The 26,090-nt window shown below is 62.1% G+C and carries 22 protein-coding genes; 13 read left to right on the plus strand and 9 right to left on the minus strand.

Annotation, left to right across the window (positions count from 1 at the left end):
• The first annotated feature begins 47 nt into the window (after positions 1–47).
• Entirely contained in the window at positions 48–1,406 is a 1,359-nt protein-coding gene (locus AD666_RS13825; RefSeq protein ID WP_053152613.1) for a transporter substrate-binding domain-containing protein, read from the plus strand.
• A gap of 187 nt (positions 1,407–1,593) precedes the next feature.
• Entirely contained in the window at positions 1,594–1,881 is a 288-nt protein-coding gene (locus AD666_RS13830) for a DUF3509 domain-containing protein (RefSeq protein WP_053152615.1), read from the plus strand.
• Between the two features lie 167 nt (positions 1,882–2,048).
• Here the strand turns inward: AD666_RS13830 and AD666_RS13835 are convergent, their stop codons facing one another.
• Positions 2,049–3,248 (minus strand): CaiB/BaiF CoA-transferase family protein, encoded by a 1,200-nt coding sequence (locus tag AD666_RS13835; RefSeq protein WP_053152617.1) that lies wholly within the window; start codon positions 3,246–3,248, stop codon positions 2,049–2,051.
• Positions 3,249–3,378: 130 nt separating this feature from the next.
• On the opposite strand from AD666_RS13835, the gene AD666_RS13840 reads away from it, so the two are divergent.
• The 3 genes from AD666_RS13840 (at position 3,379) to AD666_RS13850 (ending at position 7,157) form a co-directional block, all read left to right on the plus strand.
• Positions 3,379–3,921, plus strand: coding sequence for a YaeQ family protein (locus tag AD666_RS13840; protein WP_053152619.1), 543 nt, complete (start codon positions 3,379–3,381; stop codon positions 3,919–3,921).
• A gap of 172 nt (positions 3,922–4,093) precedes the next feature.
• Entirely contained in the window at positions 4,094–5,803 is a 1,710-nt protein-coding gene (gene recJ, locus AD666_RS13845; protein ID WP_053152621.1) for a single-stranded-DNA-specific exonuclease RecJ, read from the plus strand.
• A gap of 247 nt (positions 5,804–6,050) precedes the next feature.
• Complete coding sequence (locus tag AD666_RS13850; RefSeq protein WP_053152623.1) at positions 6,051–7,157, plus strand: NADH:flavin oxidoreductase/NADH oxidase; 1,107 nt, start codon at positions 6,051–6,053, stop codon at positions 7,155–7,157.
• A 79-nt stretch (positions 7,158–7,236) separates the two neighbouring features.
• Here the strand turns inward: AD666_RS13850 and AD666_RS13855 are convergent, their stop codons facing one another.
• A complete protein-coding gene (locus AD666_RS13855) occupies positions 7,237–8,865 on the minus strand; it encodes a glucan biosynthesis protein D (RefSeq protein WP_053152625.1) in 1,629 nt (542 codons plus the stop codon).
• Between the two features lie 377 nt (positions 8,866–9,242).
• Here AD666_RS13855 and AD666_RS13860 point away from each other — a divergent pair, with 377 nt between their 5' ends.
• A complete protein-coding gene (locus tag AD666_RS13860; protein WP_053152627.1) occupies positions 9,243–9,428 on the plus strand; it encodes a hypothetical protein in 186 nt (61 codons plus the stop codon).
• Between the two features lie 58 nt (positions 9,429–9,486).
• On the opposite strand, the gene AD666_RS13865 is transcribed toward AD666_RS13860, so the two are convergent.
• The 7 genes from AD666_RS13865 to AD666_RS13895 form a co-directional block, all read right to left on the minus strand.
• Positions 9,487–10,911: a gamma-aminobutyraldehyde dehydrogenase gene (locus tag AD666_RS13865; protein WP_053152629.1), complete on the minus strand. Its 1,425-nt coding sequence runs from the start codon at positions 10,909–10,911 to the stop codon at positions 9,487–9,489.
• Between the two features lie 60 nt (positions 10,912–10,971).
• The gene (locus AD666_RS13870; RefSeq protein ID WP_053152631.1) at positions 10,972–11,793 is read right to left on the minus strand and encodes an ABC transporter permease; all 822 of its coding nucleotides are present in this window, start codon (positions 11,791–11,793) and stop codon (positions 10,972–10,974) included.
• Positions 11,783–12,730 (minus strand): ABC transporter permease, encoded by a 948-nt coding sequence (locus tag AD666_RS13875; protein WP_053152633.1) that lies wholly within the window; start codon positions 12,728–12,730, stop codon positions 11,783–11,785. The genes AD666_RS13870 and AD666_RS13875 overlap by 11 nt, the downstream gene beginning before the upstream one ends.
• 1 nt (position 12,731) lies before the next feature.
• A complete protein-coding gene (locus AD666_RS13880; protein WP_053152635.1) occupies positions 12,732–13,769 on the minus strand; it encodes an ABC transporter ATP-binding protein in 1,038 nt (345 codons plus the stop codon).
• Positions 13,770–13,907: 138 nt separating this feature from the next.
• On the minus strand, positions 13,908–15,059 hold the full coding sequence (gene ydcS / locus AD666_RS13885; protein ID WP_053152637.1) for a putative ABC transporter substrate-binding protein YdcS: 1,152 nt from the start codon (positions 15,057–15,059) through the stop codon (positions 13,908–13,910).
• An 89-nt stretch (positions 15,060–15,148) separates the two neighbouring features.
• Positions 15,149–16,606, minus strand: coding sequence for a gamma-aminobutyraldehyde dehydrogenase (locus AD666_RS13890; RefSeq protein ID WP_053152639.1), 1,458 nt, complete (start codon positions 16,604–16,606; stop codon positions 15,149–15,151).
• Positions 16,607–16,703: 97 nt separating this feature from the next.
• Complete coding sequence (locus tag AD666_RS13895) at positions 16,704–17,618, minus strand: LysR family transcriptional regulator (protein WP_053152642.1); 915 nt, start codon at positions 17,616–17,618, stop codon at positions 16,704–16,706.
• A gap of 176 nt (positions 17,619–17,794) precedes the next feature.
• Between AD666_RS13895 and AD666_RS13900 the strand changes: the two genes are divergently transcribed.
• The 7 genes from AD666_RS13900 to AD666_RS13930 all read left to right on the plus strand — a co-directional run bounded on the left by AD666_RS13900 (position 17,795) and on the right by AD666_RS13930 (position 26,086).
• Positions 17,795–18,502, plus strand: coding sequence for a tellurite resistance TerB family protein (locus AD666_RS13900; RefSeq protein ID WP_053152644.1), 708 nt, complete (start codon positions 17,795–17,797; stop codon positions 18,500–18,502).
• Positions 18,503–18,717: 215 nt separating this feature from the next.
• Positions 18,718–20,340, plus strand: a complete 1,623-nt coding sequence (locus tag AD666_RS13905; RefSeq protein WP_053152646.1) for a methyl-accepting chemotaxis protein — start codon at positions 18,718–18,720, stop codon at positions 20,338–20,340.
• Positions 20,340–20,876 (plus strand): chemotaxis protein CheW, encoded by a 537-nt coding sequence (locus AD666_RS13910; RefSeq protein WP_053152648.1) that lies wholly within the window; start codon positions 20,340–20,342, stop codon positions 20,874–20,876. Before AD666_RS13905 ends, AD666_RS13910 begins: the two co-directional genes overlap by 1 nt.
• On the plus strand, positions 20,873–22,147 hold the full coding sequence (locus AD666_RS13915) for a protein-glutamate O-methyltransferase CheR (protein WP_053152649.1): 1,275 nt from the start codon (positions 20,873–20,875) through the stop codon (positions 22,145–22,147). Before AD666_RS13910 ends, AD666_RS13915 begins: the two co-directional genes overlap by 4 nt.
• Positions 22,144–22,815, plus strand: coding sequence for a chemotaxis protein CheW (locus AD666_RS13920; RefSeq protein ID WP_053152651.1), 672 nt, complete (start codon positions 22,144–22,146; stop codon positions 22,813–22,815). Before AD666_RS13915 ends, AD666_RS13920 begins: the two co-directional genes overlap by 4 nt.
• A complete protein-coding gene (locus AD666_RS13925) occupies positions 22,812–25,079 on the plus strand; it encodes a hybrid sensor histidine kinase/response regulator (protein WP_053152653.1) in 2,268 nt (755 codons plus the stop codon). Before AD666_RS13920 ends, AD666_RS13925 begins: the two co-directional genes overlap by 4 nt.
• Positions 25,076–26,086 (plus strand): chemotaxis response regulator protein-glutamate methylesterase, encoded by a 1,011-nt coding sequence (locus tag AD666_RS13930; RefSeq protein WP_053152655.1) that lies wholly within the window; start codon positions 25,076–25,078, stop codon positions 26,084–26,086. Before AD666_RS13925 ends, AD666_RS13930 begins: the two co-directional genes overlap by 4 nt.
• Positions 26,087–26,090 lie beyond the last annotated feature (4 nt).

The following is a 26,090-nucleotide window of genomic DNA, read 5'->3' on the forward strand; positions in this document are numbered from 1 at the left end:
TTTCGCCCCTTGGAGGGACGGGGCGAGCCATCTCGAAGGAAAGGCAGATGTTGTTTTTTATCAAATGCAAACCAGCGCTGAGCTGGATGACAGGTCTGGCCCTGACGTGCTGGATGACGTTGGCGAGCACGGCGCAACTGGCGGCCCTCGAATCACGGCCGTCCAATGCCGGCGAGCGGCTGGCGCTGAACACACAGGAACTGAAGTGGATCGAGGAGAACCCCAGGGTCGTCGTGGCTTCGATGCAGTTTCCGTTGTACCTGTTCAAAAATGAAATGGGGCAGTGGAGCGGATTGAACCACGACATTCTCCAGCGGATCGCGAACATGACCGGACTCGAATTCGTACACCGCGAATCATTCTCTCCAGACCAGTTGCTGGCGATGCTGGAGCGGCGCGAAGCCGATATGACCACCACCCTGGCGATGAATGACGAGCGTCGGGACTTTCTGAATTTCAGTCACGCATTTGGTGGTTCTGGCTGGGTATTGGTGGGACGTGACGGGGACTCCGAGCTTCATTCGCTGGAACAGCTCGAAGGGAAGGTGCTGGCACTGCCGGCCCGTCATGCATTGGAGGCGGAAATCAGGCGCGAATACCCCACGATTGAACTGCACACGGTCAAGACTTACGGGGAGGCGAGGGCGCTGGTGGAAAGCGGCGAGGCCCACGCCACCATCGAAAACGAAACCGGGGTCCATTTATATCCGGCCGGGCAGTTAAAGGTGGGAAACAGTCTGGATGGTAAGTGGGAACCGGATTACCTGGCTGTCCGTCAGGATCTGCTGCCCCTGTTGGGTATTCTGAACAAGGCCCTGGAGGCGTTCCCCGCCGAAGAAATGCGTGCCCTGCGCACCAAATGGATGGCAGGCGTCCTGCCTGGCCAGGCGCCATCGCTGTGGCTACGCGTGTCTCGCTGGGGGTATTGGTGCGTGGTGGTGATCGCTGTGTTCGGTCTGTTGTCGTTGCTATGGAACCGGCGTCTGCAGATGCAGATTGACCAGCGCCTCAAGGCCGAGACCGTCCTCAACGACCAGTTGATGCTTCAGCGGGCGTTGATGGATGCCATTCCCGACCCGATTTTCATCCGTGATCTGGAGGGGCGCCTGCTGATGTGCAACAAGAGTTACGAAGAGCATTTCGCGATCCGCTTCGAAAAGCTGCGAGGTACGCGCCTGGTGGACTCAGCGGCGTTCCCACCGGCCACTGCCGAGTTGCTGCATGGAGAAATGATGCAGCAGCTGCGAACCGGCCAGTCACGGTTCATCGACCGGCAACTGCTGTTCAATGGCCGACTGTGCAATACCTACCATTGGTCGGTACCCTTTTACGGCGCCGATGGGCAGTTGCGAGGTCTGCTGGGTGGCTGGAGCGATGCGGGGCGGCGTTGGCATCGTTCTGAATGAAAACGCGGCGGCACGACAAGTGTCGCCTTACACCGAAGGCAGTTATTTGCCTGTCATATTGCACGCGCATGCTCGATCGGACAGGTCGGAAGCGAGCCGTTTCGGTGCGCTGAAGAACTTTCTGCTGCGGCTCACGGTCACTTACTGTGCACATGCAGTTGTTTTCGGACTATTGAAGGGTGATCGAATGGAAAGTATCAGCCTATTGCTGGGTGAGGCCTTGAGCCCGTATCAGGTCACGCTGACGCCTTCCGGCGCCAGGGGCGAATGCCTGGTGACGCTCAGGAACGCCTCCGGGGGCATCATGGTTGAACGGATGTTCAATCAGGCGCAATTGACCGACAAGCGTCAACTGACGGATGTCGTCGATGGCCTGCATCGTGATGTGCTGATTGCCGAGGGACGCCTGGAGCCCTGTGTGACCGCGGCACTGCGTAACCTGGCTCGCGACAAGGTCATGGCCGCCGCGAATTGAATGGCAGGTCGTGGGAACCTTCCTACGTCTTGATGAGTCAGACTCTTTACCAGCAAGATCAAGCATTGTGCTCCGGTGCTTGTCGCTTGTTGCACGGACCACAAGATGGTCTCGTTTAACCCCGAGTTGTCTCCCCACTTCTCGGGGTTTCTTTTTGTCCGTTTTTTCTAAATGGCCCCCTCGGCACGCAGGCGGGTGATCTGCTGCGCATCGTAGCCCAGCTCGCCGAGCACCTGGGCGTTGTGTTCGCCCAGTGACGGGCCGACCCATTCGGACGTGCCCGGCGTGTCGGAGAGCTTCGGTACGATGCCTGGCATCTTGAACGGCTTGCCATCCGGCAGCCGGGCCTGCAAGAACATTTCCCGGGCCAGGAATTGCGGGTCGCTGAACATATCTTCGGCGCTGAAAATGCGGCTGGCGGGCACCTCGGCCCGGTTCAACTGTTCCATAACGCTGTCGAGGGGCAGTGAGTTGACCCAACGATCGATCACCCCGTACAGCTCGTCGCGGCGACTGTCCCGACCGTCGTTGCTGGCCAGTTGTGGATCGTTGGCCAGATCGTCACGCCCGATAATCTGCATGAAGCGCTTGAAAATCGCGTCGCCATTGGCGCCGATCTGCACGTGTTTGCCGTCGGCGCTGGTGTGAATGGACGACGGGGTGATGCCGGGCATGATGTTGCCGGTGCGCTCGCGGATGAAGCCGAACACGTCGAACTCCGGCACCATACTTTCCATCATGGCGAAGATCGCCTCGTACAAGGCCACGTCCACCACTTGCCCGGTGCCGCCGTTCACTTCTCGATGACGAAGGGCCATCAGCGCGCCGATCACTCCCCAGAGGGCCGCGATGGAGTCACCGATGGATATCCCGGTGCGCACCGGCGGGCGATCCTCGAATCCAGTGATGTAGCGCAGGCCCCCCATGGACTCGCCCACCGCACCGAATCCCGGTTGATCCTTCATCGGGCCGGTCTGGCCAAAGCCCGACAGGCGAACCATCACCAGTTTCGGATTCAGCGCATGCAACATGTCCCAGCCCAGGCCCAGCTTTTCCAGCACCCCGGGGCGAAAGTTCTCGATCAGGATATCGGCATCGCCGATCAGCTTTTTCAGGATGTCCAGGCCGTCGGGGTGCTTGAGGTTCAGGGTCAGGGATTTCTTGTTGCGGGCCTGGACGAACCACCACAAGGACGTGCCTTCATACAGCTTGCGCCACTTGCGCAGTGGGTCGCCGCCGTCGGGCGATTCGACCTTGATCACTTCTGCCCCGAATTCGGCGCAGATTCGCGAGGCGAAAGGCCCGGCGATCAGGGTGCCGAGTTCGATGACTTTGACGCCGGCAAGGGGTTTGGCAGTGAGCGACATAGGCAATCCTGTAGGACAAAGGCAGAACGGATAAAGCGTTTTATCACCGCGGGTCAGTGATCGGCAATTCGTGGATTGCCTGCATCATCGGTTAGACTTGCCGCCTTTCCCTGTATCAAGAAGCCCGTTCATGGCCCAGCCGTCCACGACCTATAAGTTTGAACTGAACCTCACCGACCTCGACCGCGGCGTCTACGAGAATGTGAAGCAGACCATCGCTCGTCATCCTTCGGAAACCGAGGAGCGCATGACCGTGCGCCTGTTGGCCTACGCCTTCTGGTACAACGAGCTGCTTGCGTTTGGCCGTGGTCTGTCGGATGTCGATGAACCCGCCCTGTGGGAAAAAAGCCTGGATGACCGTGTGCTGCACTGGATCGAAGTGGGCCAGCCCGATGCCGAGCGCCTGACCTGGTGCTCGCGCCGTACCGAACGCACCAGTCTGCTGGCTTACGGCAGTCTGCGGGTCTGGGAGGGCAAGGTGGTGCCGGCGGTCAAAGCCCTGAAGAACGTCAACATCGCGGCTGTGCCTCAGGAGGTATTGGAAACCCTGGCCCAGGACATGCCCCGCGTGATCAAGTGGGATGTGATGATCAGCGAGGGGACGATTTTCGTGACCGACGACCGTGGCCAGCATGAAGTCCAATTGCAGTGGCTGCTGGGCGAGCGCGGTTGAGCCAGTAAGTCGGTATCAAGTGAACTGTTGTGGGAGCGGGCTTGCTCGCGAAAGCGGTGGATCATATCGCCTCGCATTGACTGACCTGCCGCTTTCGCGAGCAAGCCCGCTCCCACTCGGATCCCTTTGCCAAAATACATCCCACGACTCATAGAGAAATGTCTGCTATCCCATGCGCATAGAACCCCGTCCATTGCCCGATACCCTGCCGTTCCTCGGCGATCTGCCGCCCCTGCTGACTCGCCTGTACGCGGCGCGGGGCGTTCAATCCGAGGCCGAGCTGGACAAGAGCCTGGCGCGCCTGATCCCCTTTCAGCAGCTCAAAGGCATCGACGCTGCGGTGGATCTGCTGGTGACAGCGTTGGAGCAGCGCCAACGGATCCTGATTGTCGGTGACTTTGACGCCGACGGCGCGACGGCCAGTTCGGTCGGCATGCTGGGACTGCGCCTGCTGGGAGCGGCCCATGTCGACTACCTGGTGCCCAATCGCTTCGAATATGGCTACGGGCTGACCCCGGAAATCGTCCAGGTCGCCCTGACCCGCGAGCCACAGTTGCTGATTACGGTGGACAACGGCATTTCCAGCGTCGAGGGCGTGGCGGCGGCAAAAGCAGCGGGGCTCAAAGTGCTGGTTACCGATCACCACTTGCCCGGCCCCGAGCTGCCGGCGGCCGATGCCATCGTCAATCCTAATCAGCCGGGCTGCGAGTTCCCGAGCAAGGCACTGGCGGGCGTCGGAGTGATTTTCTATGTGCTGATGGCCTTGCGCGCGCGTCTGCGCAGCCTGGGGTGGTACGCCAGCAAACCTCAGCCGAACATCGGCGAGCTGCTGGATCTGGTGGCCTTGGGCAGCGTCGCTGACGTGGTGCCCCTGGACGCCAATAACCGGATCCTGGTGCACCAGGGTCTGGAACGCATTCGGGCCGGGCGCGCCCGTCCGGGTATCAAGGCCATTCTGGAAGTGGCTCGCCGCGATCACTCGCGCATCACCTCGACCGACCTGGGGTTTATCCTCGGTCCGCGTCTGAACGCGGCCGGACGTCTGGACGACATGAGCCTGGGCATCGAATGCCTGCTGACCGACGACCCGGCCCTGGCTCGGGACATGGCCGCGCAACTGGATGGCATGAACCAGGACCGAAAGTCCATTGAACAAGGCATGCAGCGTGAGGCATTGGCCCAGCTCAAGGACCTGCCGGTGGACACGATGCCGTTTGGCTTGTGCCTGTTCGATCCGCAGTGGCACCAGGGCGTCATCGGCATCCTCGCCTCGCGGATGAAAGAGCGTTATTTCCGCCCGACCATCGCTTTTGCCGACGCCGGGGACGGGTTGCTGAAGGGGTCCGGTCGCTCGGTGCCGGGGTTTCATATCCGCGATGCCTTGAGTGTCGTGGCGGCGCAACATCCTACGCTGATCAGTAAGTACGGCGGACATGCCATGGCGGCCGGTCTGACCTTGCCGGAGGCTAATTTCTCACAGTTCGCCGAGGCGTTCGACGCTGAAGTGCGCAGGCAACTGCGGGAAGAGGACCTGACCGGGCGCCTGTTGTCGGACGGCACCCTGGCGGTGGAAGAATTCCACCTCGAGCTCGCCCGGGCCCTTCGTCACGCCGGCCCCTGGGGCCAGCACTTCCCCGAGCCGATGTTTCATGGCGTGTTCCAGTTGGTCGAACAGCGGGTGGTGGGCGAGCGGCATTTGAAAGTGGTACTCAAGAGCGAATGCGGCTCGGTGAAGCTCGATGGCATTGCCTTTGGCATCGATCGCGAGATCTGGCCCAACCCGACCGTTCGCTGGGTCCAGCTGGTCTACAAGCTCGACCTCAATGAGTTCCGCGGTCAGGAAACGGTGCAGTTGATGATTGCTCATATCGAGCCGCGCTAGAGGAACGGCGGGCACAAGGTGTTGGGAACAAGGCGTGCCCGCGATGAACACCCCGCGGTCTTCCAGAAATCCAGGCGAGGAACCCTGCCTTGTCCCCGGTTGTCGACTAGGCTCTAAGCACTGGTTGATAGCCGTTGTGACGTCTTGTCCATTTCTTTGCCCGCGGGGGCGGGTGCAACACCCTTTGTCACTCGTCGACTTTTCAAACAGAACCCTGGAGCCTGCCCACTGATTCGAGAGGTGCCCCATGAGTCTGCTGCTGGAACCCTACACCGTACGCCAATTGACCCTGCCCAATCGCATCGCGGTATCCCCGATGTGCCAGTATTCGAGCGCCGATGGCCTGGCCAATGACTGGCATCTGGTGCACCTCGGCAGTCGTGCCGTGGGTGGCGCCGGCCTAGTCTTCACCGAAGCCACCGCCGTCACTGCCGACGGGCGAATCACCGCTCAGGATCTGGGGTTGTGGAACGACGAACAGATCGAACCCCTGCAACGCATCACGCGTTTCATCACCGCCCAGGGTTCCGTGCCGGGCATTCAACTGGCCCATGCGGGGCGCAAGGCCAGTACCTGGCGGCCGTGGCTGGGCAAGCATGGCAGCGTGAAGCCGGAGGACGGCGGCTGGACGCCGGTCGGCCCTTCGCCCATTGCCTTCGACCCGCAACACACCCAGCCGGTCCAGTTGGATGAGGGGCAGATCAGCGGGATCATCCAGGCGTTCGTGGCGGCCGCCAGGCGCGCCCTGACGGCCGGGTTCAAAGTCGTCGAGGTCCATGCGGCCCATGGTTACCTGTTGCATCAATTCCTTTCGCCGTTGAGCAATCAGCGCCGCGACCAATATGGCGGTTCGTTCGAAAACCGTATCCGGCTGGTGCTGCAAGTCACCGAGGCGGTCAGGGCCGTCTGGCCACAGGAGCTGCCGGTGTTCGTGCGCGTATCGGCTACCGACTGGGTCGAGGACGGCTGGAACCCCGACGAAACCGTCGAGCTGGCGCGCCGGTTCAGGGCATTGGGGGTTGACTTGATCGACGTGTCATCGGGCGGCACCGCGGCGAACGCGGAAATCCCGACCGGTCCGGGTTACCAGACCCGTTTCGCTGAACGGGTGCGCAAGGAATCGGAAATCGCCACCGGCACTGTAGGCATGATCACCGAGCCGGCCCAGGCCGAGCACATCCTGCGGACCTGTCAGGCCGATATCATCTTCCTGGCCCGTGAATTGTTACGCGATCCGTATTGGGCGCTGCATGCCGATGATGACCTGGGCGGGCGCAAGGCTGTCTGGCCGGCGCAGTACCAACGGGCGACGCACCGGGACCAGCCGATCCATGAGTCGGATCTGCGGGACTGAATGCCGATAAACAACAAGCCCCGGCCGTTCTGGCCGGGGCTTGTTGTTTATCGGGCCAGCCCCGACACCCGAACTATGTTCAGGGATACTTGCGTTTATCCGGCGCCGGCGGGAAGTACTGATACAACCAGGTCTCGCTCAGGGTCCGGTCCTTGGTGCGAAGGAAAAGGCGCATTTCCACCGGATCCACGCGGTCGTCAGTGGGGTACCAGTCGAAGGTAATGCGATAGCCCTTGATGGCATCGAGCACCAACACGTTGAAGTCCTTTACCTCGCCGTGGGAGCAGGTCACCACGGGTTCGATGCCGGTACCCGGCGGTAGCTGGTCGATTCCGCCGCCGTTGAAGTCCACGGCAAAACGGCGGGCCCAGACGGTGGGGTAATGCTCGCCCGGAGCCCAGCCCTCGATGAAGCCGCCCATGCCCGAACGCGTCGCATGGACCTGCGCCAGGTGGGTGCTCACCGGCGGCAGGGCGCTCCAGTAGAGTTTGTAGCCGTAGTTCAGCGAGTCACCGGCGGCCACTGGTTTCTTCGGTGTCCAGAAGGCAACGATGTTATCCAGGGTTTCGCCGGTCGTAGGAATTTCCAGCAGATCGACAGAGCCTTCGCCCCAAGCAGTTGTAGGCTCGACCCACAGGCTCGGGCGCTTGCTGTACCAGTCCACGGTGTCCTGGTAGCTCTCGAAGCTGTGGTCGGTCTGCACCAGGCCGAAACCTTTCGGGTTCTTGTCGGCGAAGGCGTTGAACTGCAGGGTGGCGGGATTGTTCAGGGGGCGGCAGACCCACTCGCCATTGCCGCGCCACATGGCCAGTCGGTCAGAGTCGTGAATCTGCGGGTGGATGGTGTCGCACATGCGCCGCTCGACGGTGCCGCAGCTGAACATACTGGTCATCGGTGCGATGCCCAGTTGCTCGATGGCGGTACGGGCGTTGATGTGGGCATCGATCTCCATGACCACCCGGGTCGGCTGGCAATCGATGTCGAACCGATAGGCACCCGTGGCGCTGGGGGAGTCGAGCAGGGCATAGACCACGAAACGGGTGCTGTTCTTGTCCGGGGTTTCGAACCAGAACTGGGTGAAGTCCGGGAACTCCTCGCGACGCTTGGCATAAGTGTCGATCGCCAGGCCACGGGCCGAGAGCCCGTACTGCCCCGTGGCATCCACGGCGCGGAAGTAACTGGCGCCCAGGAACGACACAATGTCGTGGCGGTCCAGCTCTGGAGCCTTGAACGCACGGAACCCCGCGAATCCCAGGTCACCTTTCAGTTGCGAGGTGTTGACCGTGGTTTTCTCGTAGTTGAACAGCTCCGGGCGGAAGTGCACTTCGCGGGCCAGGCGGGTTTTCGGGTCGACGCTGTACATGCGCACCGGCTGCTTGAACCCCATGCCCACGTGGAAAAACTGCACGTCCAGTTGACGACCTTCCACCTTGTTCCACAGTGAATGATTGGCGTCGTAGCGGATGGCATTGAACTGCAATGGCGACATCAGCGCCAATGTCTCGGGTAACACTTGCTTGGTGTCGACGTAGCGACGCTCAGCCAGCCGCTTCGCCTGGTCTTTCAGCCCCTTGAAATCGAAGGGGCGGGCTTCGCCGTCTGCCGTCTGGTCAGCGGCCCAGGCACGGGCGGCCATGAGCCCGGAAGCGGAAAGTCCGGTGTAGGCGGCAAAAGCCATGGAGGCCTTGAGCAGGTTCCTGCGATGCATAAATACAACCTTTCTCGAAATATTCCCGAGCCGTACCTGGCAACAGGGACTGGTAAAGGAGTTCGGACATGCCTTTGGCCAAACGCGACAAACGTAAGAACAGATGCCTGAGAACCGCATCGGTTCACTGGGGCGCAAAATCATAGGGGATACGTGGGGCGGGGTGAGAGAGGAAAGCGTGGATTGGTTAAATTTTCTTACAGATATTTCTTTTTTATCGGGCCTATCTGCCATTTTTGACTAATTACTCTAAAAATCACTTTTCTCGATGTGAATCATCCCTATGCTTAGCCCATGAAGACGGTTCAGCCCGTCAATCCAAAAAAGGCGCTACCAGGATTCGGAGCATCCAACCCGACGTGAGAAGGACAAGGTTCATGACAAAAATGAAGGGCATTGTCGAAATGCTGGGGCTCTTTCCCTGTTTGCAGAATGGACGTCGGCCACGGCGGCTGAGCCTGGAGGAATTGCGACTGGTGGAACGCTATCGCGAACTGTCGGAGAACGACAGGATCGCGATGCGTTGTCTGCTGGACGCGATGAGGAGTGTTTCGAGGTTTTGAAATACCAGCACCACGACCCGATTTTATCGTCTGGTCGTGGTTGCAATTGCATTGCGCTTCAATGCTTGAACATCACATGCCGCACCACCGTGTAGTCCTCGAGTCCGTACATGGACATGTCCTTGCCATAGCCGGAACGTTTCTGACCGCCATGGGGCATTTCGCTGACGAGCATGAAGTGGGTATTCACCCAGGTGCAGCCGTATTGCAGCCGTGCCGACAGGCGATGGGCGCGGCCGATGTCGGCGGTCCAGATCGATGAGGCCAGGCCGTAGTCCGAATCGTTGGCCCAGGTCAGCACTTGCGCTTCGTCCAGGAACGGTGTGACGGATACCACTGGACCGAAGACTTCCCGGCGCACGATCTCGTCGTCCTGCTGGGCATCGGCCAGTATCGTCGGCTCGAAGAAGAACCCATTGCCGTCCACGGCCTTGCCGCCGGTAACCAGGCGGATGTGCGATTGGGCGATGGCCCGCTCGACGAAGCCGGTCACGCGGTCGCGGTGCTGGGCGGTGATCAGTGGGCCCATCTCGGTGTCTGGCGCGGTCTGCAGCCCATATTTGATGCTGGCGACCGCCGCGCCGAGTTTCTCGACAAATTTTTCGTAGATGCCTTGCTGGGCATAGATCCGGCAGGCCGCCGTGCAGTCCTGGCCGGCGTTGTAGAAGCCGAAGGTGCGAATGCCTTCCACCGCCGCATCGATGTCGGCGTCGTCGAAGATGATCACCGGTGCCTTGCCGCCCAGTTCCATGTGTGTGCGTTTGACGCTGTCGGCTGTGCTGGAAATGATGTGCGAGCCGGTGGCGATGGAACCGGTCAGCGAGACCATGCGGACTTTTGGATGAGTGACCAGCGGCTGGCCGACGGTTTGCCCACGGCCGAATACCACATTGAGCACGCCGGCGGGGAAAATCTGCGACGCCAGTTCCGCCAGGCGCAACGCCGTCAGTGGGGTTTGTTCCGACGGTTTGAGTACCACGGTATTACCAGCGGCCAGGGCCGGAGCGATTTTCCAGGCGACCATCATCAACGGGTAGTTCCAAGGCGCAATGGAGGCGATGACGCCCACCGGGTCGCGACGGATCATCGAGGTGTGCCCCGGCAGGTACTCGCCCCCCGCCGAGCCATTCATGCAGCGGCTGGCGCCGGCAAAGAAGCGGAAAACGTCGGCGATGGCGGGAATCTCATCGTTGAGGGCGGCATTCAAGGGTTTTCCACAGTTGTCCGACTCCAGCTTGGCCAGTTCTTCGCCATGGGCTTCGATGGCATCGGCCAGTTTGAGCAACAGCAGGGAGCGATCCTTGGGTGAAACCTGTGACCAGCTTTCGAACGCCCCGTCGGCGGCACGCACCGCCGCGTCGACCTGGGCTTCGCTGGCTTCGTTGATCTCCACCAGTACCCGGCCCAGCGCCGGGTTGAACACCGCCTGGCCGGGTCCTTCGCCGGCCACCAGATGGCCGTTGATCAGCAGTTTGGTTTGCATGTTCTTGTCCTCCTGAAACTTGTTTGTGATCTAGGTGGGAGCCTGCTTCCCCAGTGGTATTTACTTCCCTCCGCTACCCGCCACGCTCTCACCCCCACGGGTCAGGTAGTAGGCGCCGAGTATGGGTAGCATGGTGACCAGCATCACCAGCATTGCCACCACGTTGGTCACTGGCACGTCACGGGGACGGCTGAGTTGGTTGAGCAGCCATAGGGGCAGCGTGCGTTCATGACCGGCGGTGAAGGTGGTGACGATGATTTCGTCGAACGACAGGGCAAACGCGAGCATCCCACCGGCCAGCAACGCCGAGCCCAGATTGGGCAGGATGATGTAGCGAAAGGTCTGCCAGCCATCCGCTCCCAGATCCATCGATGCCTCGATCAAGCTGTGGGAGGTACGACGCAGGCGGGCGATGACGTTGTTGTAGACGATCACCACGCAAAAGGTCGCGTGTCCCACCACGATGGTGAACATCCCGGGCTCGATCCCCAAGGTCTTGAAGGTGGCCAGCAGGGCAACGCCGGTGATGATCCCCGGCAGGGCGATCGGCAGGATCAGCATCAGCGAAATCCCTTGCTTGCCGAAGAAGTCCCGGCGGTACAGCGCCGCCGAGGCCAATGTGCCAAGCACCATGGCGATCAGCGTGGCAATGGCCGCGATCTGCAGCGACAGCTTGATGGCCTCCAGTACGTCCGGGCGCGAGAAGGCGACATTGAGCCACTTCAAGGTCAGGCCCTTGGGAGGAAAGCTGAAGGCCGCGTCCTCGGTGTTGAAGGCGTAGAGGAAAATGATCAGGATCGGAAAGTGCAGGAAGACCAGTCCGCCCCACGCCGCGACGCGCAGGCCCCGGGACGCCTGCCCTCGAGATGAGTCAGAGTGCATCGAAAGCCCCCAGACGCTTGACGATAGACAGGTAGATGGCAATCAACACGATGGGCACGAGGGTGAACGCCGCGGCCATGGGCATGTTGCCTATGGCGCCTTGCTGGGCGTAGACCATGCTGCCAATGAAGTAGCCCGGTGGGCCTACCAGTTGCGGCACGATGAAGTCTCCCAGGGTCAGCGAGAAAGTGAAGATCGAGCCGGCGGCAATGCCCGGAATCGACAGGGGCAGGATCACCTGCATGAAGGTCTGGCGCGGCCTGGCGCCCAAATCCGCCGAGGCCTGCAGCAACGAGGGCGGCAGACGTTCCAGGGAGGCCTGGATGGGCAGAATCATGAACGGCAGCCAGATGTAGACGAAGACCAGAAAACGTCCCAGGTGTGAGGTGGATAAGGTGCTGCCGCCGATGCCGGGAAGCCCCAGCACGAACTGCAAGACCGGTTCCAGGCCCAGATGCTGGACGAACCACTGCGCCACGCCACCCTTGGCCAGCAGCAGCGTCCAGGCGTACGCCTTGACGATGTAGCTGGCCCACATGGGCAGCATCACCGCGATATAGAAAAATGCCTTGGTCTTGCCGCTGGTGTAGAGCGCCATGTAGTAGGCAATCGGGAACGCGACGATGGCGCTGGCAATGGACACGACGATGGCCATGCCCAGGGTACGAAGCAAGATGTCCAGGTTCGAGGACTGGAACAGTGCGGTGAAATTCGCCAGGGTCAGGTCGGGCGTGACCGCCATGGTGAAGTCATCGAAGGTGTAGAAGCCCTGCCACAGCAAGGTGAACAGCGAACCCAGGTAGATCGCGCCGAACCAGATCAGCGGCGCAATCAGCAGCATCGACAGGTACAGGTTGGGCCGTCGGTACAGCAGGTTGGAAAAGCGTCGCAACAGCGAACCGGAAGCGGGCGCCGGGTGGAGGGTCAGGGTATTCATCTCATGCCTCGCCGCCGACGGTGTCATGCAGCGCAACCATCGCTTCACGGGCCCAGCGAACACGCAGTGGCTGGCCGGCCTGATGCCGGACCGCGTTGTCGGTCCATTGGGTATTGGCCTGGCTGAGGTTCAGAGTCTGGCCGTTGGCGAGTTTCAACTCATAACGCGTGGCGCTGCCCTGGTACTGGATGTCATGGAGCAATCCGTGGACCTCGATTTCATTGCCGGCCAACGGGCCTTCGGCGAAGCGCACGTGTTCCGGGCGGATCGAAAACGGTTGTGGATAACCACTCAGTTCCCGGGCCAGTTCGCCACGAATCACATTGGAGGTGCCGACGAACTCGGCGACGAAGGTGGTCGCCGGTTTCATGTACAGGTTGCGCGGCGTATCGACCTGTTCGATGCGGCCTTTGTTGAACACCGCCACGCGGTCGGACATCGACAAGGCTTCGGTCTGGTCATGGGTGACGAAAATGAAGGTGATGCCCAACTGGCGTTGCAGTTTCTTCAATTCGCCCTGCATCTGCTCGCGCAGCTTGAGGTCGAGAGCGCCCAGGGGTTCGTCCAGCAGCAGCACCCGCGGACGATTGACCAACGCACGGGCCAGGGCCACGCGCTGGCGCTGGCCGCCGGACAGCTGTACCGGTTTGCGCTCGCCATAGCCGCCCAGGGCGACCATCTGCAATGCTTCTTCGGCACGCTGGATGCGCTCGGCCTTGGCGACACCTTTGACTTTCAGGCCATAGGCGACGTTGTCGCGTACGTTCATGTGGGGGAACAGGGCGTAATCCTGGAAAACCGTGTTCACGTCGCGCTGGTAGGGCGGCAACCCGGCGGCTTCTTCGCCATGGATGCGGATCGAACCGGTGCTGGGTTGTTCGAAACCGGCGATCAGCCGCAGGCAAGTGGTCTTGCCCGAGCCGGAAGGGCCCAGCATGGAAAAGAACTCACCGTCCTGGATGTCGATGGAAACCCGGTCGACGGCTTTCACCTCGCCGAACTGACGGGATACCTGGGTGAACTGGACTGCAAGTGTCATGGTGCGGTGCTCCAGAAAGCGGGGCTTGTGTTGAATCATTACCCGGTTGCCGGGCACGAGCTATTTGGATCGGGAACATGGCGTCCCCTCGCCACAAGAGCAGCGTTCATCCGCCGCTCTTGTGGCCGGCTGATGAAGCTAGCGCCCGCCCATGATCGCGATGTAGTCCTGGGTCCAACGGCTGTAGGGCACGTACTTGCCGCCCTCGGCCTGTGGGGTTTTCCAGAAGGCGATCTTGTCGAACTGGTCGAAGCCGTTGGTCTTGCAGCCTTCGGCCCCCAGCCGTTCATTGCCCGTGCACGCTGCCGGCACCGCTGGCAGGGAGCCGAACCAGGCCGCCACGTCGCCCTGGACTTTCGGTTGCAGCGACCAGTCCATCCACTTGTACGCACAGTTGGGGTGCTTGGCGTCGGCATGGAGCATTGTGGTATCGGCCCAGCCGGTGGCGCCTTCTTTTGGAATAGTCGAGGCGATCGGTTGTTTCTCGTTCATCAGGCCGTTGACCTGATACGGCCAGGCGCCGGACGCCACCACGCCTTCGTTCTTGAAGTCGCTCATCTGCACGGTGGTGTCGTGCCAGTAGCGGTGAATCAACGGTTGCTGGGCCCGCAGCAATTCCAGCACGGCCTTGTATTGCGCTTCGTCGAGTTGGTACGGGTCCTTGATGCCCAGCTCGGGCTTGGCGGTCTTGAGGTAGAGCGCCGCGTCAGCGATGTAGATCGGGCCATCGTAGGCTTGTACGCGACCTTTGTTCGGCTTGCCGTCCGGCAGGTCCTGGGCGCTGAACAGCACGCTCCAGCTGGTGGGCGGTTGCTTGAACACGTCGGTGTTGTACATCAGCACGTTCGGCCCCCACTGGTACGGGGTGCCGTAGGTCTGTTGGTCGACCACGTACCATGGCGCATCCTTGAGGCGTGGGTCGAGGTTCTTCCAGTTGGAAATCAGCGCCGTATTGATCGGTTGCACGCGTTTGCCGGCAATCAGACGCAGCGAGGCATCGCCGGAAGCGGTGACCAGGTCGTAGCCGCCCTTGCTCATCAGACTGACCATTTCATCGGACGTGGCGGCTGTTTTCACATTGACCTTGCAGCCGGTTTCCTTCTCGAAACCGGTTACCCAGTCGTAGGCCTTGTCGCTTTCGCCGCGTTCGATGTACCCCGGCCAGGCGACGATATCCAGTTGGCCTTCGCCAGCGCCAACAGCCTTGGGCAGCTCGGCGGCCTGGAGGGCGACGCTGGTCAGCAGCGCCGTGGTGATTGCGCTGAGCAATACGGTCTTGTGCGCGTACATGGAAATCCCTCTTGCTTTAATTATGATCGGGGCAGTGTTTTAACGGGTGAAGCGCCATTGAAGGCCTGTTATTAGAGTAGTGCCGATCACTACAAATGCTGGCCGTGGCGGGCCATGATGTGGCGAACGACGCTGTAATCCTGGAGCGAATCACTGGATAGGTCTTTCCCATAGCCCGAGCGCTTGAGGCCGCCGTGGGGCATTTCGCTGACCAGCATGAAATGACTGTTGATCCAGGTGCAGCCGTATTGCAGCCTTGCCGCGACTTGCATCGCCTTGTCCAGGTTCTGCGTCCATACCGAGGAGGCCAGGCCGTATTCCGAGTCATTGGCCCAGTCCACCGCCTGACTGAGTTCGTCGAAACGGGTCACGGTGACGACCGGGCCGAATACTTCGCGTTGGACGATTTCGTCGCTTTGCTTGCAGCCGGCCAGCAGTGTGGGTTGGTAGAAGAAGCCCGCCCCCGAATGCGCTGCCGCGCCAGTGATGCGCTCGATATGCGGTTGGCCGAGGGCACGCTCGACGAAACTGGCGACGCGGTCGCGCTGGCGGGTGCTGATCAGCGGGCCGATTTCGTTATCGGCATCGCGTTTGCCGGCGAAGCGCAGGCTGCTGACCGCTGCGCCAAGTTCGGCCACCAGCCGATCGTGGATGCCGTCCTGGGCATAGATCCGACAGGCAGCGGTGCAATCCTGCCCGGCATTGTAATAGCCGTAGGTGCGCACGCCTTCGACCACGGCCTGGAGGTCGGCGTCGTTGCACACGATCACGGGCGCCTTGCCGCCCAGTTCCAGGTGCGTGCGCTTGAGGGTCCTGGCCGCCGCCTGGAGAATTTTCTGCCCGGTGACGATATCCCCGGTCAGCGAGACCATGCGCACCTTGGGATGGCTGACCAGATGGCTGCCCACACCTTCGCCGCCTCCGCAGATGATGTTGATCACGCCCCGTGGGAGGATCTCGGCCAGTACCGGCGCCAGGCTCAGGATCGACAGCGGTGTGTGTTCCGATGGCTTGAATACCAGGGTGTTGCCGGCGGCCAGGGCCGGGGCGATTTTCCACGCGGCCATCATGATCGGGTAATTCCACGGTGCGATGGACGCCACCACGCCAATCGGGTCGCGGCGCACCATGCTGGTGTAGCCAGGCAGGTACTCGCCGCTGAGCTGGCCGGTCTGACAGCGCACGGCGCCGGCGAAGAAACGAAATACGTCCACCGTGGCACCCAGGTCGTCCTGTCGGGCCAGATGAAGCGGCTTGCCACAGTTCAGGGATTCGAGACGGGCCAGTTGATCGGCGTTCCTTTCAATGGCGCCGGCAATGTCCAGCAGCAGGCTGGCACGTTGTTGTGGCGTGGTGCGCGCCCATCCGTCAGCGGCGCGGTGGGCGGCCAGGATGGCAGCTTCGACCTGTTCGGTGCTGGCTTCGGCGATGTGGGCCAGGATCTCGCCGGTCGCCGGGTTGAGGATCGGCTCGACGAAGCCCTGGCCTGCGACCAGTTCCCCGTCGATCAACAGCGCGGTACACAACGCAGGGGGCATGCCAGTCATGTTCGCTTTCTCGTTTTCCAGACGGCCTCGGGAATGAAGCAGGACTAGTGCGCGGCGTCAATACCGACAAATTCTAAATACTCAAGGAGGCATTCTATTAAATCGATGGCTTGCGCCCCCCATGGGGGTTCTCTCGCGCAACGGTCAGAAACGGCTCGACCATGGCCGGTCGCGCCGTACCCCGGCGCCAGGCCAGGCCCACGTCCAGGGTCTGGTTGAGATCGGCAATGGCACGGGCCTCGATGATGTCGCCTTCCAGTGACCACGGGCGGTAAGTCATGTCCGGCTGGATCGACACGCCCAGCCCCGCCGCGACCAGGCTGCGCACCGCTTCGGTCGAGGCGGTGCGCAGCGTGATTTTCGGCTGCAACCCGACGCCGCGCCACAGGCGCTGGGCGTTGCGGTCCATCTCGTCGACGTTCAGTTCGATCAGCGGTTCGCGGGCGACATCGGTCAGGTTGATGCTGTCGTGTTCCAGCAGCGGATGTTGTGCCGGTAGCCATAAGCGGTGGGGTGAATGGGTCAGCACCTCGGTCTGCAAGGCGTGACGGTCTTCAAGGTTGGACAGGATCAGCACCCCGACATCGATTTCACCGCTGACCAGCAGATGCTCGATATAGCGCCGTTCGTCCTCCATCACCCGGATGTCCACGTTGGGGTAGGCGCGCTGGAAACGGGTCAGCAAATCCGCCAGGTAATAGCCGGCGACCAGGCTGGTAACCCCGATGGTGATGTGACCGGCCACCTGGTCGGTGCTGTGCTGCAGGCTGCGCTTGGCGTTATCGACAGTGGCCAGGATCAAATGGGCCTGGCGCAGGAATTGATGCCCTTGGTGAGTCAGGGTCATGCCTTTTGCGTGGCGATTGAACAGGCCGACGCCGAGCTCTTGTTCCAATTGCTGGATGGCCAGGGTCAGGGTGGATTGCGAGATGAACGCTGTCTGTGCGGCGGAGGAGATCGAGCCGGTTTCGGCCACGGCGATGAAATGGCGAATCTGGCGCAACGTCATCATGGAAAGCACCCTGTGGGGCGGTTTTATCGATGGATCGAAGTGTATATCGTTTTTTTCAATGGAAGGCGATCAGGCAGGCAACATTCCGAAGCAATGTCAGTCGAGGTACAGGGGCACTTTCGGTCTAGGCTGATGGCCTTAATGATCCGGTTACCCCGAATGCGTGGAGGCAGCAAATGAACACTCGTGGATTGCTCGACCAGCTACTCAAGTCCGGTCAGGAAATGTTGGAAAAAAAGGCTGGCGGTTCCCAGGGCAAGTCGTCCGGTGGCCTGGGCGGGTTGCTCGGGGGCGGCAACCTGGGAAGCCTGCTTTCCGGCGCAGGGGGTGGAACCCTCGCGGCCGGGGCCATGGGCTTGTTGCTGGGCAACAAGAAAGCGCGCAATTTTGGTGGCAAGGCCCTGGCCTATGGTGGTCTGGCGGCCCTGGGCGTGATCGCCTACAAGGCGTATGGCAATTGGCAGGCCCAGCAGGGCGGTGTCATGAAAACCGAACCGCAGACGCTGGACCGGGTGCCCCCGGCGCAGGTCGAGCTGCATAGCCAGGCGATTCTCAAGGCACTGGTGGCGGCGGCCAAGGCCGACGGCCACGTGGACGAGCGTGAGCGGCAGCTGATCGAGGGCGAGTTCACCAAGCTCGACAACGATCAGGAATTGCAGCGCTGGCTGCATGCCGAACTCAACAAACCCCTGGACCCTGCTGACGTTGCCCGCGCCGCCAGTACGCCGGAGATCGCCGCCGAGATGTACATCGCCAGCGTGATGCTGGTGGACGAGGAAAACTTCATGGAGAAGTCCTACCTCGATGAACTGGCACGGCAGCTCAAGCTGGAGCCGGGATTGAAGGTGGAGCTGGAGAATCAGGTGCGGCAGGCTGCCGTATAACCATCGTTCGGCGCACATTGCTTCTTGTGGGAGCGGGCTTGCTCGCGAAAACGGACCTTTATCCAACATGGTAGATGACAGGGACGCTGCCTTCGCGAGCAGGCTCGCTCCCACAAGGGGGCTGCGTCGTTTGCTGAGGCACCATCCAACCCACGCGGCATCATGCAACCCTCGGCTATACTCCCCAGCATTTCAAAGTTCCCCGAGGTTTTACTGTGAAGAACTGGACATTGCGCCAACGCATCCTGGCGAGTTTTGCGGTGATCATCGCCATCATGCTGTTAATGGTCGTTGTCTCGTATTCGCGGTTGTTCAAGATCCAGGACAGTGAAGAAAAGGTACGGGCCGCTGCGGTGCCGGGCGTGTATTACAGCTCCATGATCCGGGGTGGTTGGGTAGACAGCTATGTGCTGACCCAGCAGATTGTCGGTCTTTCGGGGAATCGGGAGATCACCGCCGAGGACAAGGCCCGTTACCAGGGCTTCGAGCAGCACCTGCGTGAAGAAATACAGAACTATCAAAAGCTGATCCAGAACCCGGCCGACCAAGCCTCTTTCGATGAGTTCGAGACCCAGCACCAGGCATTCAACCAGGCCATGGCGAAAGTCCTGGACCTCTATCAGCGCAAGGACTACGAAGGCGCGCGGCGGACGCTGGACAAAGAGCTGACGCCGGCATGGATCGGCGGCCGCACCCACTTGAATCGCATCATCGAGCGTAATCGTGAGCTGGCAGAAAAAGCCACCGAGACCATTGGCGAGGCAGTCTCGGCAGCCAAGGTCGCCATGGGCTTGTCGTTCCTCGTCGCGCTGGTCGTTGCGATCCTTTGCGGCCTGCTGCTGATGCGGGCAATCATGGCGCCCATGAACCGTATCGTGGAAATCCTCGACGTCATGCGCAGTGGTGATCTGAGTGGACGTCTGAACCTGGCGCGCAAGGACGAATTCGGTGCGGTGGAAACCGGTTTCAACGACATGATGGCCGAGCTGACCTCGCTGGTTTCCCAAGCTCAACGCTCGTCCGTGCAGGTCACTACCTCAGTGACGGAGATCGCCGCCACCTCCCGCCAGCAACAGGCCACGGCCACGGAAACCGCCGCCACCACCACGGAGATTGGTGCGACGTCCCGGGAAATCGCCGCCACCTCCCGCGACCTGGTGCGCACCATGACCGAAGTGTCCACCGCCGCCGACCAGGCGTCGGTGGCCGCCGGTTCCGGCCAGCAAGGCCTGGCGCGGATGGAGGAAACCATGCATTCAGTGATGGGTGCCGCCGACCTGGTGAACGCCAAGCTGGCGATCCTCAACGAGAAGGCCGGCAACATCAATCAGGTGGTGACCACTATCGTCAAAGTGGCCGACCAGACCAACCTGCTGTCCCTCAATGCGGCTATCGAGGCCGAAAAAGCCGGCGAGTACGGGCGTGGTTTCGCCGTGGTCGCCACTGAGGTACGGCGGCTGGCCGACCAGACGGCCGTGGCCACCTATGACATCGAACAGATGGTGCGCGAGATCCAGTCCGCCGTGTCGGCGGGTGTGATGGGCATGGACAAGTTCTCCGAAGAGGTGCGCCGTGGCATGGCCGAGGTGCAGCAGGTGGGCGAGCAGTTGTCGCAGATCATCCATCAGGTCCAGGCGCTGGCGCCGCGAGTGCTGATGGTCAATGAAGGCATGCAGGCCCAGGCCACCGGCGCCGAGCAGATCAACCACGCCCTGGTGCAACTGGGCGATGCCAGCAGTCAGACCGTCGAGTCCTTGCGCCAGGCCAGTTCAGCCATCGATGAGCTGAGCCAGGTAGCCGTGGGGCTGCGCAGCGGCGTCTCGCGTTTCAAAGTCTGATGAGTGACTTCGAGGCCAGACGTGGCGCCGCGCCTGCGGCCCGTCAGATCCTGTTCCTGGTGTTCTGCATCGGTAACGAGCGTTACGCTCTGCAAGCCACTGATGTAGTGGAAGTGCTGCCGCGCATGCCCCTCAAGCCGATTGCCCAGGCGCCGGCCTGGGTGGCAGGGGTATTTGCCTGGCGGGGGGCGGTGGTGCCGGTGATCGATCTGCGCAGCCTGACCTTCGGCCAGCGCGCCGAGACCCGCACCAGCACGCGACTGGTGCTGGTGCATTATCACCCCGATGGACTGCAGGCGGGGCAGGTCCTGGGGCTGATCCTGGAACAGGCCACCGACACCTTGCGCTGCGACCCGGCGCAGTTCCAGCCCTATGGCCTGGACAATCGCCAGGCGCCGTATCTGGGGCCGGTGCGCGAAGACGCCCAGGGACTGTTGCAATGGGTACGGGTCGATGACCTGCTCGATGAATCAGTCCGCGCCGTACTGTTTCCCATGCCGCCACTGAGTCCTGACGCGCTTGAGGCCCGGCCATGAGCGATGACCAGCGTTTTTTCGACTTCCTCAGGGAACGCATCGGCCTGGATGTCGGCTCGGTGGGCAGCGCCATTATCGAACGGGCGGTACGCCAGCGCAGCGTTGCCGAGCCTGGGCGTACGGTTGATCAATACTGGCAGTACCTGCAGCAATCGCCGAAGGAGCAGCAGGCGTTGATCGAAGCGGTAATCGTCCCGGAAACCTGGTTCTTCCGTTACCCGGAATCTTTCGCCACCCTGGCCCGGTTGGCCATCAATCGCCTGGCCGAGATCCGACACCTGCGTGCGCTGCGCATCCTCAGCTTGCCGTGTTCCACGGGTGAAGAACCCTACTCCATTGCCATGGCCTTGCTCGATGCGGGCCTGGAGCCCCATCAATTCAAGGTCGACGGGCTGGACGTCAGCCCATTGTCGGTAGAGCGAGCCAGGGGCGCGCGTTACGGGAGGAACTCGTTCCGGGGCGCAGACCTGGCTTTTCGCGAGCGATATTTCAGCGCCGATGAGGAAGGCTACCGCCTCGACGAGCGTGTCCGCGAACAGGTGCGCCTGCAAGTGGGTAACCTGCTGGACCCGGCGTTGCTGGTGAATGAGGCCCCGTACGATTTTGTGTTCTGCCGCAATTTGCTGATCTATTTCGACCAGCCGACCCAGCGCCTGGTATTCGAGGTGCTCAAGCGCCTGACCCATCAGGACGGCGTGTTGTTTATCGGGCCCGCTGAGGGCAGTCTGCTCGGACGGTTGGGCATGCGTTCGATCGGTGTGCCCCAATCGTTCGCCTTCAGTCGCCAGGGCGCGCCCGATCCGCAGCCGTTGCCCACGCTGATGCCGACACCGCTTCCGGTTCGTCAGCCTGCCCGAGTCGCTCCTCCGGGTACGCCCCCGGTCGTCCGGCCTCGGCCGTTTACGGCAAACGTCACCCCCCTTGCCGAGTCCAAAGGCAGTGACGCCGCGACTTTGCTGGCCGATATCGCCACCTTTGCCAACAGCGGCAAAAGCGCCGAGGCCCGTGCGGCCTGCGAGCAGTATCTGCGCAGCCATCCACCCAAAGCCCAGGTGTTCTATTGGTTGGGCCTGCTCAGCGACATGGCCGGTAGCGCACTCGAAGCCCAGGGTTTTTATCGCAAGGCGCTGTATCTTGAGCCGCAACATGCCGAAGCCCTGGTCCATCTGGCGGCGCTGCTGGCTTCCCAGGGAGACGCGGTCGGAGCCCGTCGATTGCAGGAACGTGCTGCCCGTGGCGGTCGCGCGGCTGACAGTGAGCGTAAACCATGAGCGGTTCGGCTTTTCAGAGCGTCACCCATGACGATGCCCAGGCTATCGACGATTGCTGGAACCGCATCGGCGTGCATGGCGACAAATCCTGTCCTCTACTGGCCGAACATATCCACTGTCGCAACTGCTCGGTGTATTCGGCGGCCGCAACCCGGCTGCTCGACCGCTATGCCTTGCAACAGGATGGCTACGAGCAGGTTCATGGTCCGGTGGACACCGATGTCGTCACCCGCTCGTTGCTGATGTTCCGCCTGGGCGAAGAGTGGCTGGGCCTGACCACCCGCAGCCTGGTGGAAGTGGCACCGATGCAACCGATCCATTCATTGCCCCACCAGCGCTCGCGAGCCTTGTTGGGCGTGGCGAATGTACGTGGTGCACTGGTGGCTTGCCTGTCGCTGGTGGAACTGCTGGACCTGGAGCCAGGCCCGCTGGCTGTGCCCGGCGCACGGGTCATGCCGCGCATGCTGATCGTCGCGGCCCAGGGTGGGCCGGTGGTGGTGCCGGTGGATGAAGTGGACGGCATTCATGCCATCGATGAACGCATCCTGGCGGCCGCGTCGCCATCGGATGACACGTACACCCGCGGCGTGTTGCCTTTCAGGGGGCGCAGCCTGCGTTGGCTGGACGAGGAACACTTGCTGACCGCCATGGCCCGGAGCCTGTCATGACCCCCGATCAGATGCGCGATGCCTCGTTGCTGGAACTGTTCAGCCTGGAAGCCGAAGCCCAGGTCCAGGTGCTGAGCGCCGGTCTGCTGGCCCTGGAACGCGACCCGACCCAGGCCGACCACCTCGAATCCTGCATGCGTGCGGCTCACTCGCTCAAGGGGGCGGCGCGCATCGTCGGGGTGGACGCCGGTGTCAGTGTGGCGCACGTCATGGAAGATTGCCTGGTGGGGGCCCAGGAGCGGCGCCTGGTATTGGGTGCCGAACACATCGATGCCTTGCTGCGAGGCACTGATTTGCTGACGCGTATCGCGACACCGGGCCACGATGTCGGCGCCGCGGACGTCGATGCCTATGTGGCGATGATGACGCGTCTGCTCGATCCGGACGCGGTACCGCTTCCGGCGGCAATAGCGCCGGCACAGATCGAGATACCCGTCGAACCGGTTCGTGTCGAGGTGCCCGAAATTGCGCCCGACGTGCCAGGGGAACCGGCTCCCCGGAACAGGCGGATCACCGACAGTGGTGAGCGGGTCCTGCGGGTCACGGCTGAGCGCCTCAACAGCTTGCTGGACCTGTCGAGCAAATCCCTCGTGGAAACCCAGCGCCTCAGGCCCTGGCTGGCAACGATGCAGCGGCTCAAGCGTCAGCAGGACAACGGCTTGCGTGCTCTGGAAGAGCTGAACGTGCACCTCAAGGACCAGGCTTTGAGCCTCCAGGCCCAGGAGGCTCTGGGGGACGCCCGGCGGCTGCTGGCCGAGACCCAACTGTCGCTGGCACAGAAAATAGCCGAGCTGGACGAATTCGCCTGGCAGGCCAGCCAACGGGCGCAAGTGCTGTACGACACGGCGCTGGCCTGTCGTATGCGACCTTTTGCCGACGTGCTGTCGGGCCAGGCACGTATGGTGCGCGACCTGGGTCGCAGCCTGGGCAAGCAGGTGCGCCTTGAGATCGAAGGCGAAAAAACCCAGGTCGACCGCGACGTCCTGGAAAAGCTCGAAGCGCCGTTGACCCACTTGCTGCGCAACGCGGTGGACCACGGCATCGAATCCCCGGATCAGCGATTACTGACGGGCAAGCCTGCCGAAGGCCTGATCCGGCTGCGCGCTTCCCATCAGGCCGGCCTGCTGGTCCTTGAACTGTCGGACGATGGCGCCGGCGTCGACCTTGAACGGGTACGCCGCAGCGTCGTCGCGCGCGGCCTTTCTCCCGAGCACACAGCCGCCAGCTTGAGCGAAGAGGAACTGCTGGCATTCCTGTTCCTGCCCGGTTTCAGCCTGCGGGACAAGGTCACCGAAGTCTCCGGGCGTGGCGTCGGCCTGGACGCCGTCCAGCATATGGTCCGGCAATTGCGAGGGGCGGTGGTGCTGGAGCAGACGGCAGGCGAGGGCAGTCGTTTCCACCTCGAGGTGCCGCTGACGCTCTCGGTGGTGCGCAGCCTGGTCGTGGAAGTCGGTGCCGAAGCCTATGCCTTTCCCTTGGCGCATATCGACCGCATGTGCGACCTGGCGCCGGAAGACATCGTGCAGGTCGAGGGGCGCCAGCATTTCTGGCACGAAGGCCGGCACGTCGGATTGGTCGCCGCCAGCCAGTTGCTCGGTCGGCCGGCCACGCAGAGCAGCGGCCAGACCCTCAAAGTGGTGGTGATTCGCGAGCGGGAGACGAGCTACGGGGTGGCGGTGGAGCGCTTCATCGGCGAGCGGACCCTGGTGGTCCTGCCGCTGGACGAACGTCTGGGCAAGGTCCAGGACATTTCCGCCGGAGCGCTGCTGGACGACGGCTCGGTGGTGCTGATCATCGACGTGGAAGACCTCTTGCGTTCGGTGGACAAGCTGCTCGATACCGGTCGCCTGGAGCGCATCGCCCGTCAGGACCGGACCCAAGCCCCCCGCAAGCGGATCCTGGTGGTGGACGACTCCCTGACCGTGCGTGAGTTGCAGCGCAAACTGCTGCTCAATCGTGGCTATGACGTCGCCGTGGCGGTGGACGGCATGGACGGCTGGAACGCGCTGCGTTCGGAGGCGTTCGACCTGCTGATCACCGACATCGACATGCCGCGCATGGATGGCATCGAGCTGGTGACGCTGCTGCGACGCGACAACCGCCTGCAATCGCTGCCGGTGATGGTGGTGTCCTACAAAGACCGCGAAGAAGATCGCCGCCGTGGCCTGGATGCCGGAGCCGATTATTATCTGGCCAAGGCGAGCTTTCATGACGACGCCTTGCTCGATGCCGTGGTCGAACTGATCGGAGGGGCACGTACTTGAAGGTCGCCATCGTCAATGACATGCCCCTGGCGGTCGAAGCTCTGCGCCGCGCGCTGGCGTTCGAGCCGGCCCATCAACTGGTCTGGGTGGCCGCCAACGGCGCCGAGGCGGTGCAGCGGTGCGCCGAATACACCCCGGATCTGATCCTGATGGATCTGCTCATGCCGGTCATGGATGGCGTGGAGGCCACGCGCCGGATCATGGCCGAAACCCCCTGCGCCATCCTGATCGTCACCGGCGACAGCCAGCAGAATGTCCATCGGGTGTTCGAAGCCATGGGCAATGGCGCGCTGGACGTGGTCGATACACCGGCCCTGGGTGTCGGCAATCCCGAAGACGCGGCGGCACCCTTGCTGCGCAAGATTACCAACATCGGCTGGTTGATCGGCGAGCGCGGTCACCGTGAGCGTCCCGCACTCTCGTCTCAACGCGCCGCTGCGTCTCGTAAGAGCCTGGTGGCCATCGGCTCATCGGCGGGCGGGCCGGCGGCGCTGGAAGTCTTGCTCAAGGCGTTGCCACGGCACTTCGCCCCGGCCATCGTCCTGGTCCAGCACGTGGACGAGGTGTTTGCCGCGGGCATGGCCGAATGGCTGAGCAGTGTGTCCGGACACAACGTCCGCCTGGCACGACACGGCGAATCGCCGCAAAATGGCACGGTACTGCTGGCCGGTACCAACCATCACCTGCGCCTGTTGAAGGACGGCACCCTGGCGTACACCGCCGAGCCGGTGAATGAAATCTACAGGCCGTCCATCGATGTGTTTTTCGAGAGTGTCGCCAACTTCTGGAACGGTGATGCGGTGGGTATCCTGCTCACCGGCATGGGCCGCGATGGTGCGCAAGGGCTTAAACTGATGCGCCGGCAAGGTTGCGTGACCATCGCTCAAGACCAGCGAAGCAGTGCGGTGTACGGCATGCCCAAGGCCGCGGCGGCCATTGACGCGGCGACGCAGATTCTTGCCCTGGACGCCATAGCCCCCCGCTTGGTAGAGATTTTTGCAAAATGACAAT

Source organism: Pseudomonas sp. Pf153 (assembly GCF_001269775.1).
GTDB lineage: Bacteria > Pseudomonadota > Gammaproteobacteria > Pseudomonadales > Pseudomonadaceae > Aquipseudomonas > Aquipseudomonas uvaldensis.